This is a genomic window from Arthrobacter sp. UYEF36 (genome assembly GCF_040547025.1).
In the GTDB taxonomy this organism is placed as follows: Bacteria; Actinomycetota; Actinomycetes; order Actinomycetales; family Micrococcaceae; genus Arthrobacter.
Genome location: NZ_JBEPOX010000002.1, coordinates 206,123 through 219,668, shown reverse-complemented (window position 1 = coordinate 219,668; position 13,546 = coordinate 206,123). Strand labels below are relative to the sequence as shown.

Sequence of the window (13,546 nt, the reverse complement as noted above, 5' to 3'; positions counted from 1 at the left end):
CGAATATCGCCCGCGGGTCGCCGATTCCCGGCGCTTCATTCCCTGCGGGGGCCGTGTCCTTGGACGTAGGGTGAAGGGATGAATAGCTTCGAGGTAGACCCCGCGGAAACGGGCGACGTGCCCGAGCCGGAACGGCTACTGCAGCCGGTCCCCGAGGGCCGGCGCATCACGGTGATGCTCGCCGCCTTCGAAGGCTGGAACGACGCCGGGGAAGCTGCAAGCGATGCCCTGCGTTACCTCAACAAGCTCTGGGGCGGCAAGAAAGTCGGTTCGGTCGACGCTGACGAGTACTACGACTTCCAGTTCACCCGGCCCACAATCCGCCGCACGGCGTCCGGAGAGCGGAAGATCAAGTGGCCCTCCACCCGTATTTTCAAAGCCAGCGTTCCCGACTCCAAGGTGGACGTCATTTTCGTCCAGGGCACTGAGCCGTCGTACAAGTGGCGGGCCTACACCGCCGAACTGCTGGTCCACGCCGAGGCACTCCACGTGGACTACGTCATCCTGGTCGGCGCCCTCCTCGCCGACGTGCCGCACAGCCGGCCGATCCCGGTGAGCACATCGACGGATGACCCTGCGCTGCGTGAGCGGATGGACCTCGAAGCCTCGCAGTACGAGGGGCCCGTAGGGATCGTGGGGGTCCTCGCCGAAGTTGCGCTGCTCGCCGGGCTGCCCACGGTTTCACTCTGGGCCGCCGTGCCGCATTATGTGGCGCAGGCACCTTCCCCCAAGGCACAGCTGGCGCTGCTGCACCGCATCGAGGAGCTCCTGCAGGTTCCGCTCGACACCCAGGAGCTCGTCGAGGAGTCCGACGCGTGGGAACGCGGTGTGGACGAACTGGCCACCGAGGACCCCGAGATCGCGGCGTATGTGCGCCAACTGGAGGAAGCGAAAGACACCGCAGACCTCCCGGAGGCCAGCGGCGAGTCGATCGCCCGTGAATTCGAGCGCTACCTCAAGCGCCGCGGCAAGGACAAGCCTTAGAGTTCGACGCCCAGCAGGGCGTTAATGGCGTCGCTCGCCAGCGCGGCGTCGGACGCGGATCCGGCCTGAGCGGCCCCAAGGGCGGCCGCGGCCCAGTCATCCATGGCGGCGACAGCCCCGGGGGCGTTCAGATCGTTCGAGAGTTCGGCCCGCAGGCGGGACACCAGCCCGTCAGCAGAGCCTTCGGGCGCGACGTCCAGGGCAGCCCGCCAGGTGCGGAGCCGTTCCTTGGCCTGGGCGAACCCGGCCTCGGTCCAGGACCAGTCGCTGCGGTAGTGGTGGGCCAGAATGGCCAGCCGGATCGCGGCCGGCTCCTCGCCTGCGGCGCGGAGTTTGGAGACCAGGACCAGGTTTCCCTTGGACTTGCTCATCTTTTCTCCGTCGAGGCCCACCATGCCGGCGTGTGCGAAGTGTTGTGCCAGCGGCACCCCGGACAGGGAATAGGCGTGCCCGGCACCCATTTCGTGGTGCGGGAAGATCAGGTCCGAGCCGCCGCCCTGCACCGTGAACGGGGCGGGCAGGTACTTCTGGGCGATAACGGTGCACTCGATGTGCCAGCCCGGCCGGCCCTCCCCCAGACCGTCTCCGGGCCAGCTCGGTTCGCCCTCGCGGGCAACCCGCCAGAGCAGCGGGTCCAGCGCCTGGCGTTTCCCGGCCCGGCCGGGGTCGCCGCCGCGTTCGGCAAAAAGCCCGAGCATCTCGGCGTCGGACAGTCCGGAGACGGCGCCGAGGGTCCAGGCGTCCGTGGCCTCGGCGGAGTGCTTGCCGGCCGCTTCGACGTCGTAGTAGACGTCCCCGTCGGGCTCGCCCGCGCTGCCGGCGACACGGTAGGCCAAACCCCGCTGGACCAGCTGCTCAATGGCGGGCACGATCAGGGGAATGGCTTCAACCGCACCCACATAGTGGTCCGGGGCCAGCACGTTGAGGGCTTCCATGTCTGTTTGAAAGAGCTTGATCTGGCCGGCGGCGAGATCGCGCCAGTCCACTCCGGTGGCCGCCGCGCGCTCCAGCAGGGGGTCGTCGACGTCGGTGACGTTCTGGACGTAGGACACCTGCTGGCGGCCGTCCCGCCAGGCGCGGTTGAGCAGGTCAAACGCGACGTAGCTGGCGGCGTGGCCCATGTGCGTGGCGTCATACGGCGTGATTCCGCAGACATACATTGACTGTTCGCCTGCCGCCCCGAGGGTGACGACGCTGCCCTTTGCGGTGTCGAAGAGGCGGAGGGCAGGCATGCTGCCCGGGAGCTGGGGAACGGGGCGGGAGATCCAAGACTTCACAGCCCAAGCCTAGTGCTAGGCGCTGATGACGTTGAAACCGAGCAGCAGGTAGAGGGCCAGGCCCAGCAGAATCCGGTACCAGACGAAGAGCCGGTAGCCGTGGGTCGAGACGTACTTCAGGAACCAGCCGATGATGATGTAGCCCACCACAAACGCGACGGCCGTGGCCAGCGCCGTTTCCGGCAGGCTGTAGGGGCCGGTGATGCCGTCTTTGGAAGCCACTTTGTAGAGCTGGTACAAACCGCTGCCGAACACCGCCGGGATCGCCAGCAGGAAGGAATAGCGGGCCGCCGCTTCGCGGGTGTAGCCCATCAGCAGGCCGGCGGTGATCGTGCCGCCGGAGCGGGAGACCCCGGGGATCAGTGCCATGGCCTGGGCCAGGCCGTAGAGGATGCCGTGTTTATACGTCAACTGGGTGAGTTCGCGTTCCTGGCGTCCGATCGCGTCGGCGACGGCGAGGATCATGCCGAAGACAATCAGCATCGTGGCCACCACCCAGAGGCTGCGGAGCACGGACTCGATCTGGTCCTGGAACAGCAGTCCGAGGACGATGATCGGCAGGCTGCCCAGGATCACCAGCCAGCCCATCCTGGCGTCGGGGTTCTGCCGCGAAACTTTGCCGGTCAGGGAGCCGGCCCACGCCGTGATGATCCGCACAATGTCGCGCCAGAAGTAGACGATAACCGCGGTTTCCGTGCCCAGCTGGGTGATTGCCGTAAAGGCGGCACCTGGATCGGCCGCGTTGGGGAGGAAGGAGCCAACGATCCGCAGATGGGCGCTTGAGGAAATCGGGAGGAATTCTGTCAGTCCCTGCACAAGGCCCAAAAAGGCCGCTTCAAACCAGTTCACGTAGATAGACCCTACGTCATGAAGGTGTCCGGACCCCCGTAAGCTTGCTGACATGCAGCAGCGTTATGTCGGCAACAGTGGGTTGCGCGTCTCCTCCCTTTCCCTCGGCACCATGTCCTGGGCCCGGGAAACCGATGAGCAGGATGCCTCGGCTCTTCTGCGGACTTTCGTGGACGGCGGCGGAACCCTGATCGACACGGCCGCCTCCTACGGCGAGGGCCAGGCTGAGGCGATGCTGGGCGGAATGCTGGGCGACGTCGTGGCCCGCTCCGAAGTGGTCATCTCCACAAAAGCCGGGCTGTCGACGTCGGAAGGCCGCCGCAGCGTCGACACTTCCCGGAACGGGATGCTCTCCGGCCTGGATGCGAGCCTCGCCCGGCTGGGAACCGACTACGTGGACCTCTGGTTCGCCCATGCCTGGGATCCCAACGTCCCGCTGGAGGAGACCCTGTCCGCGCTCGAATTCGCCGTCCGATCGGGCCGGGCCCGCTACGCGGGAGTGTCCAACTTCAACGGCTGGCAAACCGCCAAAGCCGCAGCGGTCGCGGGCTTCCCGCTGGTCGCGAACCAGTCGGAATACTCCCTGCTGCACCGCTCCCCCGAAGCTGAACTCATCCCTGCCATCGAGGACGCCGGCCTGGGTCTGATGGCGTGGGGGCCGGTGGGGCGCGGGGTGTTGAGCGGCAAGTACCGCGGGCACATTCCAGCGGACTCACGGGCAGCCCATGCGCGGCTGGCCGGCTATGTGGAGCCGTACCTGGAGGGGGCCTCGTCCAGCGTGGTGGAGGCCGTCGCGATGGCGGCGAAGGGGTTGGGCCGGACAGCCCTCGACGTTTCGCTGAGCTGGCTGCTGTCCCAGCACGGCGTGGCGACGGCGATCGTCGGCCCCCGCACCCCGGTTCAGCTCAAGGAGATCCTGGATTCAACGCTGGCACCGCTTCCGCCGCAGATCGCCCAGGCCCTTGAGGATGTGTCCAGCCCCGCCTGAGCGGCGTCCCCGGACCGACTCAGTCACTGGAGAATTTCGAGGTCTTCCTCGTCGTCGACGTCTTCATCCTCGTCGTCATCGCTGTCCTCATCAAGGACCCCAAGTCCGGTCACTTCGCCGTACGCTTCATAGAGAGAGTCGTCGTAGACTTCAAAGGCATCAGCAACAGAAAAAAACGCTGCCTCGACCGCGGGGTCCCCGGGCCCCCGGCGTGCTGACGCAGCGGCGAGGTGTTCTTCCAGGGCAGCCGTGAAGGCTTCAAGCGCGACACGCGGATCGATGCTCATGACTTCACGTTAGCCGGAAAAGGAAGAAAATGGAGAGCAATGAAGGAACATTTTCTCAGCAGTTCAGTCCGGCGGGAACGGGACTATGTGAGGCAGTACGAGTACCTCGTACTGACGGTAAGTCCTGAAGATTCCCTGCCGGAAGCGCGCCGCCGACTGGTGGAACACTCCGAGTACGGCAAGTGGGAACTGGAGCGCAGCGTGCTGTATCTCGGCGGCGGCCGCAGGTTCTGGCTCCGCCGCCGGGTCACCCAGGTCCAGCGGACCGTTTAGGGCCCTGGAGTCCAGCGGACCGTTTAGGGCTTCTCGAGCGGTCCCAGCCACGCGTTGGCCACCGTGTTGTGCGCCGATTCGTCGTCCGAGGGTTGGAACATCCCCGCCAGCACGTCACGGTACAGCCGTTCCAGTTCGGAACCGCGGAAGTAGCTCGATCCCCCGGACACCCTGATGGCCAGGTCCACGACCGTGCGGGCCGTCTCCGTCGCACTGACCTTGAGCCCGACCAGCTTCGGGAACCACTGGCTGCCATGGTCGGCCAGCGCGTCGACGTCCGCGGCGACGCTGGAGAGCTGGGGGTACAGCGCATCCATCGCCATCGCAGCGTCTGCCACTTTCCAGCGGATGTCGGGATCCTGGGCATAACTGCGCCCGCCGTTCTTGAAGGACGTCCGCCCCTTCACGGCCTCAACACCCACGGTGAGGGCCCGTTCCCCAATGCCCGTGTAGACCGCCGCCAGCAGCGTCTCGAAGCAGGCGAAGATGGCGAAGATCAGCGGGTCCGCGTTCGGGCCGACCGGCAGCTTCCGGAAGATCCGCTCCGCCGGCACCACCGCGCCGTCCAGGACGGTCGTGTTCGACTGGCTGGCCCGCATGCCCAGGGTGTCCCAGTCGGCCAGGATCTCGTACCCGGTCGTGTCCCTGCTGAGGAATCCGTGGACAAGTTGCCCTGCGCCGTCCGCGGCCGAGGCGTCCTTCCCGAAGATCCCCAGCCGGGTCCACGCCGGCGAGAGGCTCGTGAAGATCTTGCGGCCGGTGAAGGCATACCCGCCGCCGGCCTGCGGGACAGCCGTGGTGCGGGAGTCGAAGAGCACCGAGTCGTTGCCTGCCTCCGAGTTCCCGAACGCGAAGATCTCACCTTGCGCGGCCTCCCGGAGGACAAAGTCGAGTGACGCGTCGCCCCGGGCGGCAAGGACGTGCGCGACGCCGGTCCAGACAAGATGCATGTTCACCGCCAGCGCGGTGGCCGGCGCCGCCGTCGCCAGCCGCCGCTGCAGCTGCGCCGCCGCCTGGAGCCCGAGTCCAAGGCCGCCGTCGGACGCCGGAACGAAGATCTTCAGGTAGCCGGCCTCCGCCAGCTCCGCGAGGTCCTCGTGGAAAAAGGCGTTGTCCAGGTCGTAGCCGGCTGCGCGGCCGCGGATCCGTTCCAGCAGGGCATCGGGCAAGCCATCGGACAGGGCAGCTTCAGGGCTCATGGGCGGTGTCCTTCAGTCCTCAGTAATGGGTGAGCAGGGTGTCCAGTACCCGGGCGCCGAACTTCAGGGAGTCGGTGGGGACGCGTTCATCCACGCCGTGGAACATCCCGGTGAAGTCCAGTTCGTCGGGGAGCTGGAGTGGGGCGAAGCCATACCCGGTGATGCCCAGGCGGCTCAGGGACTTGTTGTCCGTGCCTCCGGAGAGTGTGTAGGGCAGGACTTTGGCTCCCGGGTCCTCGGCGTGCAGCGCGTCGATCATGGCGTCCACGAGGTTACCGGCGAACGGAACCTCAAGGGAGACGTCGTTGTGGACGTAACTCACATCCACGCCCTTGCCGGCGAGTTCGCGGACGATCTCGAGGACGTGCTCCTCCTGGCCGGGCAGGGTGCGGCAATCGATGAGGGCCTCCGCCGACTCAGGGATCACATTGTGCTTGTAGCCGCCCTTGAGCAGGGTCGGATTGGTGGTGTTCTGCAGGGTGGCGCCGACAAAGCGGGCCACGGTGCCGAGCTCCTTGAGGATCTTGTCCGGGTCGTCGGGGTCGAACTCCACGCCCGTGAGTTCCGTCACGCCGTCAAGGAACTGCCGTGTGGTGGGCGTCAGCTCCACCGGCCAGCGGTATTCACCGATCCGGGACACCGCACTGGCCAGCCGAGTCACGGCGTTGTCCGTGTTGATCTGGGAGCCGTGGCCGGCGCGCCCGTGCGCGACGAGGCGCAGCCAGGACAGGCCCTTTTCGGCGGTCTGGAGCAGGTAGGTGCGCTGCCCGCCGATGGTGGCGGAAAAGCCGCCCACCTCGGAGATGGCCTCGGTGGCGCCGTCGAAGAGTTCGGGCCGTTTCTCGATCGCGTAGCGGGCCCCGTAGGTGCCGCCGGCCTCCTCGTCGGCGAAGAACGCGAAGATCAGGTCCCGCTTGGGTTTGCGGCCGGTGCGGGCGAAATTCCGCAGGACGGAGAGGATCATGGCGTCCATGTCCTTCATGTCCACGGCGCCGCGGCCCCAGATCATGCCGTCCTTGAGCTCCGCTCCGAAGGGATCCACCGACCACTGCTCGCGGAGTGCGGGGACAACGTCCAGGTGCCCGTGGACCACGAGGGCGCTGGCGGAGGGGTCCTCCCCGGCGAGCCTGGTCACCACGCTGGCGCGGCCCGGGGCGGCCTCGAAGATTTCGGCGTCCAGCCCCACTTCGGTCATCAGCCCCGCGGTGTATTCGGCGGCCGCCCGCTCCCCCGGGCCGGACCCGTCGCCGTAGTTGGACGTGTCGATCCGGATCAGTTCCTGGCAGATTCTGACGACTTCGTCCTCGGGCCTGATATCAGTCATGTTTCACTCCTCGTGGCGTCGGCTCTCTTGCTGGCTTCAGCCTACCCACATGCCCGTTCAGGCCCCGATTATTTGTTTCGGGAAAGTTCATGCTAGAGTCTTTCTCGCTGCTTCGGAGAAAACCGAAACGCTGAAAGGCGAAAAGGTACACCGAATACCACCTGCGCGGGTGGCGGAATGGCAGACGCGCTAGCTTGAGGTGCTAGTCCTCGAAAGGGGGTGGGGGTTCAAGTCCCCCTCCGCGCACAACGGGAAAACCCCCAGAATCCTTGGATTCTGGGGGTTTTTTTCTGTCTTCGCCCACGCGAGCTCCGGTTCCACCCGCGGACGCTCATCTCCACGCCGGTGACAGCCAGGAATGTCGGTTGTGCAGGGTCCAGTAAGAACAGGAACACCTCGACTGGGGCGGACGCCGGGGTCCGGTTCACGCGGAGAGGCTACCTAATGGGGCGGTGTATGGCGACCCGCCGCGACGTCCCCCGGCGCCGCACCTTGAGTCTGCTCGGGGTTCCGGCCCCATGCCTCCGCCCGACAGCATCAGCACTCTTGCGTGGAGCTCTCAGCCCGGCCCGGCGTTCAGAGCGAGCGAGATGGGCGAGCATGCCCCAGGTAAAAGCCATCCAGAGAACCGCCGCAGTGAGGACGATACATATCAGGATCAGAGGATGCATGTGAGTCCTCCACGGGATAACTCGGTGTGGGACGGCACGCCGCCGGCCCGGTTGTTTCAGTCCCTCCCCTGCTTGAATGATCTCAGGTTCGGCCCTCTCCCGGAAGTAGCTCCGGGGCGTTCTGGGCCCGGACGACAGGTTCGTGATCGTTGGGAAGCACGGGGCCTAAGCTGGTGCCGTGACACCCTCCCCAGCTCCCGTCGACGTCTTCGTCCAGACCGGCCCCGCCGAGTGGTGGCAGGTCCTCGCCGCCCTGGGTCCGCTGGCCGTGCTGCTCGCGGCGGCCATCGGTGCCGCTATCAGCCTGCGCACCCTGCAGCAGCGCGCCGCCGCTGACACGGCCGCGCTGGCCCAGCAACGGGAGGCGGACAACCGGAGCGAATGGTGGAACCGCGCCCAGTGGGCCTTGGACAGCTCCCTCGCCGCTGACCCGCGCCGGACCGAACTGGGCCTGGGTGTCCTGGCGGTCCTGGCCGACAGCGGACTGGCCAGCCCTGAGGAACTCAAGATCATCACGGTGGCCTGGGAAGACCCGCTGGACAGCGCCCCGGCCCGGCCGACCGCCCTCCCGCCGTCGGAAGCTGCCGTCTCCGGACACCGCGCCTCCTCCCGCGACCCCGGCGTGCAGAGCGCGGCGGCCAGGCTCCGCCTTGTCACCGACCGGCGCCTCGGCCGGTCCACCCCGGAGTGGGTCAGGGAACTGGCCGACGGAAAGCAACACGGCGTTCGCTAGCTGGAGCAGTGCCTCATTTGAGCAGTTCGGCCATGCTGGCGGCATTCCGGTCGTTGTCCGTCAGCGGGTCCAGGCCCCAGGCGTCTTCGATCGTGCGGAGCAGGGAATAGTGGGTGTAGCGGGTGTCCGAGATGTAGCCTTTCCGCGCGGCCGGTCCGGCGAAGACCGTGGCGACCCGGTTGCTGCCACGGCTGCCCTCGTCGAACGTGACCGCCAGCAGGGAGTTCTTTGTGGTGAACGCCGGTGAGGCGAGGATTTTGGGAATCTGCCGGGACAGCCAGTCGTCGCCGGTCCGGACCGGGCAGTCGTGGGTGCCGCTGCACATGTCAGGAGTGATGAAGACGAAGTCCGGCAGGCTCCGGGCAGATTTCAGGTCCTCGTCCAGCCAGCTCAAGGGCACCACGTGCTCGGCGCACAACGCCCTGTCATCCGTCACGGACGGGTAGTACATAAACGGGTTGTGTTTCACCGAGTATCGTCCGGAGTCCCCGGCCTGGCACGGCCCGGGCATTCCTTCGGCATACATCCGCCATTTCCGCCCCGACGTGGTGATTTCATCGGCAATGGTGCGTACATCTGCCCGGCAGCTGAGTGCCTTGGGGTCGCAGTTGCTGGTGATGCCGGCGGTGGAGCCGCTGGTCAGGGCAATGTAGTTCGGCAGGCTGGGCCGGGTTATCGCATGATAGTTGGCTGCCAGGGCGTGGTCCTTTGCCAGAGAGTTGAGGTACGGGGCATCATCGGCTCCCAGAATCCGGCTGGCGGACTTGTTCTCCATCACGATGATGACGACATGATCGATCGTCCCGGCTCGGGCGGGGCCGGGCGGCGACAAAGTGCACCCGGCCAGAAGCAGGCCCAGTGCAAGGACAATGGCCAGGGAGGGACTGCCAACGCGCCTCACTGGATCCCCCGCCGCTAGGCGTCTGGAGGCAACGCGGACCGGATGGTTCCGACGAGCGAACGGAACCCGGGATCGGCCTGCAGCGCATCGAGCAGGACGGGTCCGCGCGGACCGGCCAGTGGTATGCGCCAGTTGGGGTACTGCGTGCTGGTCCCGGGCTGGTTCTGCGTCCGGGTCTCCCCCACCGCGTCCACAAGGGCGACGCCCAGCAGGGACGAGGGCGTGAGGGTGGTGAAAGCGTAGAGCGCCTCGACGGTGGCCTGCACGTCCTGGTGCCCCGGCGCCGGCAGGAGACCGCGTTCCCGCAGGAGCCCGAGTACGGCCTGCTGCTCAGCGGCGGCCTCGGCGCGTTCCTCGTCCACCGGACGCTGCAGCAGGCCCAGTGATTCGCGGAGGGTGACGTGATCGCCGGCCAGGTAGCCGGCGGTCGGGGGAAGGTCGTGGGTGTTGACGCTGGTCAGGCACTGCTGCCGGTACCGTTCCGGCGGGATGGGTCCGTCGGCGTCGTGCTCGAACCAGAGGATCGACGTGCCGAAGATCCCGCGTTCGGCCAGATAGTCCCGGACCCACGGCTCAAACACCCCCAGGTCCTCGCCGATCACGATCGCGCCGGCCCGCTGCGCCTCGAGGGCAAGGATGCCGATCAGTGCCTCGTGGTCGTAGTAGACGTAAGTGCCTTGCTCCGGCCCGGCCCCTGCCGGGATCCACCACAGCCGGAACAGGCCCAGGATGTGGTCCACCCGGATTCCGCCGGCATGGCGCAGCACGGTCCGGAGCATGTCCCGGTAGGCGGCGTAGCCTGATTCGGCGAGCCGGCCGGGGTGCCAGGGCGGCTGGGTCCAGTTTTGCCCCTGCTGGTTGAACATGTCAGGTGGGGCGCCGACCGTGACGTCCCGGGCCAGCACCCCGGCAAGCGACCAGTCGTCCGCCCCGCCGGGTTTCACTCCGACCGCCAGATCGTGGATGACGCCGATTTCCATGCCCGACAGCCGGGCCGAGCGCTGGGCGGCCTCGAGCTGCTGGTCGCAGAGCCACTGCAGCCAGCGGTGGAATTCAATCCGGCCCGCCAGGAGGGCCCGCTGCTCCTTGCAGTAGGCGGTGCCGGGCGAGGAGGCTTCCGCCGCCCACTGGGGGGCGCCGGGGGCCAGCTTCTCGGCCAGTGCGCACCACAGGGCGAAGTCGTCAAGCCCTTTCCCCTCCCCGTCGCAGAAGTCAGCGAACGCGAGGGTACGGGCGGGGTCGCGCGGGACGCCGAACAGCAGCTCAAGGGCAGCCAGTTTGGCCCCGTAGCTGGCGTTGCGGTCCAGCAGCCCGGTGGAATGGTTCGCGGCGTGCTGCGCAGTGGCCAGCCGCTCCACCTCGGCCCGGCCGGCCGGGTCGAGGTAGCCGTATTCCGGGATCTCTTCTATCCGGAGGTAGAGCGGGTTGACGTACCGCCGGGTCGTGGGCAGGTAGGGCGAGTCCTCGACCGGGGGCCGGGGCTCGGCGGCGTGCATCGGGTTGACCAGCAGGAAGCCGGCGCCCTCCTCCCCGGTCATGGCGGCGAGATCGGCGAGGTCGGAGAAATCGCCGATACCCCAGGAGCGGGAGGAACGCACAGAATAGAGTTGCGCGGTCAGGCCCCAGTTCCGCCGGCCGGCGAGCGCCTCGGTCGTGCGGAGCCTCCGCGGTGTGACGATGAGCGGGCATTGGGCTACTGTGCCCTCGTTGTCCGCCCACAGGGTGTGCCAGCCGAGGGGCACTAGGTCCGGGACCGCGAACACGGCCCGGCCGGTGCGGACGCCGTCGACGTCGACCGGCGCGTCCCAGTTCTCGCGCTGCGTCGCCTCATACCGCCGGCCGTCTTCTGCGATGATCCAGACGTTGACGGCGCTTCCGTGCGGTACGTGGACGTTGACGTGGAACTCCTGCCCTTCACGGGCGACGGCGACCGGTGGCAGCAGGCGCCGCCACGGTGCCCGGCGGGCCTCAGCCAGGGACCGTTCCATCTCCTCCGGTGCCCCGGCCGGGACGCCCAGCGCGGCCAGGACGCTGCGCAGGGTGCTGTCCGCGACGGAGCGCTCGACGCCGTCCCAGCCCCAGTAGGAGGTCCCCACGCCGTGGGCGGCGGCGAGTTCCCGCAGCAGTATGGGTGCGCTGGACCCGTTGTGGTGGTGCATGCCATCAGCCATGGGGCAACTCTAGACGCTGCCCCCGTGCCCGGTGCCGTGTCGATGGACGTGGGTTTCGCCGACCAGTTCGTGCAGGCCCTCGACGGCGCGCGCCAGGGACAGCTCCGGGGAGGCAACGATGAACGGCATCAGGAGCCGGTTCTCCTTCTCCAGGTGCAGGGCGAAGATGTTCCGGATGGAACCGGCGGCCACGGCGGCGTCCACCCCGGTGGATCCCCGCAGTTCCTCGACGAGTCCGACGATCACCTGATGCTCGGCCAGCATCCCCTCCACGAGCAGCCTTCCCTGCGGCAGGTTCCGGGGCGCGCTGTACAGCGGACCCTCCTCAGCGAGCGCATGCGGGACGAGATCGGTCCCGCACCACTCCACCAGCACCTCATGGGCGTCGTGCTCCGCCACCGTGTCCCCCTCCCGGACGGCGCGGACCAGTGTCGCTGTCAGGGCATTGAGGCGCTTGAGCATGCCCGCGTGGTGCTGCTCCACCGCCGACAGGGCCTCAGCGTCCTCATCGGCGTTCTTGTTGACGGTGCTGGCCGCTGGCTGATCCATGACGTCTCCCGGGCTGCTGGATAGGGGCATGCGCGCTCTCTTCCCACTCTACGGCGGAGACCCACCCGCGCACCGGGCCTTTCGGCCCAGCCGAATGAAGCCGGGCCCGCCGCGGATTCCGGCGCCGGCTTTAGACGCGGCCGCAACCTCCGCGCTAGCCTTGCAGGTTATGGTCGACGTTGAACGGTTCCGGATCCTCCTCCAGGAGGAGCGCAGCCGGAAACTTGCACTCCTCCCCGCGCTTCGCCGGGACATCTCCTCGGTGAACGCCGCCCGGCAGGATTCAAATGTCGACGACGAACACGATCCCGAGGGATCGACGATCGCTTTTGAGCTCTCCCAGGCCTCCGCCCTGCTGGAACAGAGCCGTCGGGGCCTCGCGCAGATCGAGGCGGCCCTGGCACGGATCGACGCCGGCACTTACGGTATCTGTGCCGTGTGCGGGGAACACATCGCGGAGGGACGGCTGGAGGCCCGGCCCTGGACCCCGTACTGCATCCGGCACAGCGCCGGCCCGGCGGGCGCCGCAGGAACAACGGACCGGACCTCATCATGAACAACGCTGCCGAAACCTGGTGGAACCGGATTGTCGCCGGATTCACCCAGTCCCCCGTCCCGCACGTCACCGGCACTGAACTGGCCCTGGTCGTCCTCCTGGCCGTTGCCCTTTCCCTGCCGCGTGTGACCTGGCGGTACTTCGGGCTGCTGGCCACTGTGACGCACGAACTCGGCCACGCCTTCGCCGCGCTGATGACCGGGCAACGCCTCGGCGGCATCCACCTGAGCCTGGACCACTCGGGCACCACCACCACCTACAGCCGGAAACCCCTGGCCGCGGTCTGGTCCACGTTCTGGGGATACCCGGTGCCGGCCGTCGTCGGCGCCGCGATGGTCTGGAGCGGCTTCAACGGCTGGGGTCCGGCGGCGATGTCACTCGGGACCCTCATCCTGCTGGCCTCGTTCCTGTTCATCCGCAACGGCATCGGGCTGCTGATCACCGCCGCCGCGGTGCTGGCCGCCGCCCTGCTCGTACTGTTCGTCCCGCCCGAATTCAACGGCCATGTGATGATCGTCCTTGGCCTGGCGCTCCTCGTCGCCGCCGTCCGGGACCTCGGCAAGCTGGCCAACGTCCACCTGAAGCGGCGGGACCGGCTCACGACGTCGGACGCGTACCTGCTCTCCCGCGCAACCCGGGTCCCCGCAGCCGTCTGGATCGTCCTGTTCGCCGCCGTCGTCGGTGCCGCCTGGTGGGTAGCCTGGCAGCCGATGTCGCAGGTGTTCGCAACACTGCCATGGCCTGCAGTGCCCGGACAAGGCGGGCACCAGGCATAGGCTGGGAC

The 13,546-nt window shown here is 67.7% G+C and carries 14 protein-coding genes and 1 tRNA gene; 7 read left to right on the top strand and 8 right to left on the bottom strand.

The window, feature by feature from the left end; translation table 11 throughout:
- Positions 1 to 78 precede the first annotated feature (78 nt).
- The gene (locus ABIB29_RS05065; RefSeq protein ID WP_354170633.1) at positions 79 to 984 is read left to right on the top strand and encodes a PAC2 family protein; all 906 of its coding nucleotides are present in this window, start codon (positions 79 to 81) and stop codon (positions 982 to 984) included.
- On the opposite strand, the gene mshC is transcribed toward ABIB29_RS05065, so the two are convergent.
- Together mshC and ABIB29_RS05055 are read right to left on the bottom strand one after the other, a co-directional pair.
- Entirely contained in the window at positions 981 to 2,261 is a 1,281-nt protein-coding gene (gene mshC / locus ABIB29_RS05060) for a cysteine--1-D-myo-inosityl 2-amino-2-deoxy-alpha-D-glucopyranoside ligase (RefSeq protein ID WP_354170631.1), read from the bottom strand. The genes ABIB29_RS05065 and mshC overlap by 4 nt on opposite strands.
- Positions 2,262 to 2,276: 15 nt before the next feature.
- Entirely contained in the window at positions 2,277 to 3,110 is an 834-nt protein-coding gene (locus tag ABIB29_RS05055) for an undecaprenyl-diphosphate phosphatase (protein WP_354170629.1), read from the bottom strand.
- 52 nt (positions 3,111 to 3,162) lie between these two features.
- On the opposite strand from ABIB29_RS05055, the gene ABIB29_RS05050 reads away from it, so the two are divergent.
- A complete protein-coding gene (locus ABIB29_RS05050; RefSeq protein ID WP_354170628.1) occupies positions 3,163 to 4,098 on the top strand; it encodes an aldo/keto reductase in 936 nt (311 codons plus the stop codon).
- A 23-nt stretch (positions 4,099 to 4,121) separates the two neighbouring features.
- On the opposite strand, the gene ABIB29_RS05045 is transcribed toward ABIB29_RS05050, so the two are convergent.
- Complete coding sequence (locus tag ABIB29_RS05045) at positions 4,122 to 4,385, bottom strand: hypothetical protein (protein WP_354170626.1); 264 nt, start codon at positions 4,383 to 4,385, stop codon at positions 4,122 to 4,124.
- Positions 4,386 to 4,424: 39 nt separating this feature from the next.
- On the opposite strand from ABIB29_RS05045, the gene ABIB29_RS05040 reads away from it, so the two are divergent.
- On the top strand, positions 4,425 to 4,658 hold the full coding sequence (locus ABIB29_RS05040; protein ID WP_024366712.1) for a DUF5703 family protein: 234 nt from the start codon (positions 4,425 to 4,427) through the stop codon (positions 4,656 to 4,658).
- Positions 4,659 to 4,681: 23 nt separating this feature from the next.
- Here the strand turns inward: ABIB29_RS05040 and ABIB29_RS05035 are convergent, their stop codons facing one another.
- Entirely contained in the window at positions 4,682 to 5,857 is a 1,176-nt protein-coding gene (locus ABIB29_RS05035; RefSeq protein WP_354170624.1) for an acyl-CoA dehydrogenase family protein, read from the bottom strand.
- A 19-nt stretch (positions 5,858 to 5,876) separates the two neighbouring features.
- The gene (locus tag ABIB29_RS05030; protein ID WP_354170622.1) at positions 5,877 to 7,181 is read right to left on the bottom strand and encodes a M20/M25/M40 family metallo-hydrolase; all 1,305 of its coding nucleotides are present in this window, start codon (positions 7,179 to 7,181) and stop codon (positions 5,877 to 5,879) included.
- A gap of 163 nt (positions 7,182 to 7,344) precedes the next feature.
- Here ABIB29_RS05030 and ABIB29_RS05025 point away from each other — a divergent pair.
- Positions 7,345 to 7,427, top strand: a tRNA-Leu gene (locus tag ABIB29_RS05025).
- 603 nt (positions 7,428 to 8,030) lie between these two features.
- On the top strand, positions 8,031 to 8,585 hold the full coding sequence (locus tag ABIB29_RS05020) for a hypothetical protein (RefSeq protein ID WP_354170621.1): 555 nt from the start codon (positions 8,031 to 8,033) through the stop codon (positions 8,583 to 8,585).
- A 13-nt stretch (positions 8,586 to 8,598) separates the two neighbouring features.
- On the opposite strand, the gene ABIB29_RS05015 is transcribed toward ABIB29_RS05020, so the two are convergent.
- Genes ABIB29_RS05015 through ABIB29_RS05005 form a run of 3 tightly spaced genes read right to left on the bottom strand, consistent with a single transcriptional unit; the run spans position 8,599 to position 12,206 of the window.
- Entirely contained in the window at positions 8,599 to 9,486 is an 888-nt protein-coding gene (locus tag ABIB29_RS05015) for an alkaline phosphatase family protein (protein ID WP_354170619.1), read from the bottom strand.
- Positions 9,487 to 9,500: 14 nt separating this feature from the next.
- On the bottom strand, positions 9,501 to 11,657 hold the full coding sequence (gene malQ / locus ABIB29_RS05010; protein ID WP_354170617.1) for a 4-alpha-glucanotransferase: 2,157 nt from the start codon (positions 11,655 to 11,657) through the stop codon (positions 9,501 to 9,503).
- A 9-nt stretch (positions 11,658 to 11,666) separates the two neighbouring features.
- Positions 11,667 to 12,206, bottom strand: coding sequence for a hemerythrin domain-containing protein (locus ABIB29_RS05005; RefSeq protein WP_354170615.1), 540 nt, complete (start codon positions 12,204 to 12,206; stop codon positions 11,667 to 11,669).
- 169 nt (positions 12,207 to 12,375) lie between these two features.
- Between ABIB29_RS05005 and ABIB29_RS05000 the strand changes: the two genes are divergently transcribed.
- Positions 12,376 to 12,762, top strand: a complete 387-nt coding sequence (locus ABIB29_RS05000) for a TraR/DksA family transcriptional regulator (protein WP_354170613.1) — start codon at positions 12,376 to 12,378, stop codon at positions 12,760 to 12,762.
- Positions 12,759 to 13,538, top strand: coding sequence for a M50 family metallopeptidase (locus ABIB29_RS04995; RefSeq protein ID WP_354170611.1), 780 nt, complete (start codon positions 12,759 to 12,761; stop codon positions 13,536 to 13,538). The genes ABIB29_RS05000 and ABIB29_RS04995 overlap by 4 nt, the downstream gene beginning before the upstream one ends.
- The last annotated feature ends 8 nt before the right edge of the window (positions 13,539 to 13,546 follow it).

Coding starts and splice junctions, on each gene's coding strand:
- malQ (WP_354170617.1), bottom strand. CDS start 11,657: ATGGCTGATGGCATGCACCACCACAACGGGTCCAGCGCACCCATACTG.
- ABIB29_RS05065 (WP_354170633.1), top strand. CDS start 79: ATGAATAGCTTCGAGGTAGACCCCGCGGAAACGGGCGACGTGCCCGAG.
- ABIB29_RS05005 (WP_354170615.1), bottom strand. CDS start 12,206: ATGGATCAGCCAGCGGCCAGCACCGTCAACAAGAACGCCGATGAGGAC.
- ABIB29_RS04995 (WP_354170611.1), top strand. CDS start 12,759: ATGAACAACGCTGCCGAAACCTGGTGGAACCGGATTGTCGCCGGATTC.
- ABIB29_RS05040 (WP_024366712.1), top strand. CDS start 4,425: ATGAAGGAACATTTTCTCAGCAGTTCAGTCCGGCGGGAACGGGACTAT.
- ABIB29_RS05050 (WP_354170628.1), top strand. CDS start 3,163: ATGCAGCAGCGTTATGTCGGCAACAGTGGGTTGCGCGTCTCCTCCCTT.
- ABIB29_RS05045 (WP_354170626.1), bottom strand. CDS start 4,385: ATGAGCATCGATCCGCGTGTCGCGCTTGAAGCCTTCACGGCTGCCCTG.
- ABIB29_RS05035 (WP_354170624.1), bottom strand. CDS start 5,857: ATGAGCCCTGAAGCTGCCCTGTCCGATGGCTTGCCCGATGCCCTGCTG.
- ABIB29_RS05000 (WP_354170613.1), top strand. CDS start 12,376: ATGGTCGACGTTGAACGGTTCCGGATCCTCCTCCAGGAGGAGCGCAGC.
- ABIB29_RS05030 (WP_354170622.1), bottom strand. CDS start 7,181: ATGACTGATATCAGGCCCGAGGACGAAGTCGTCAGAATCTGCCAGGAA.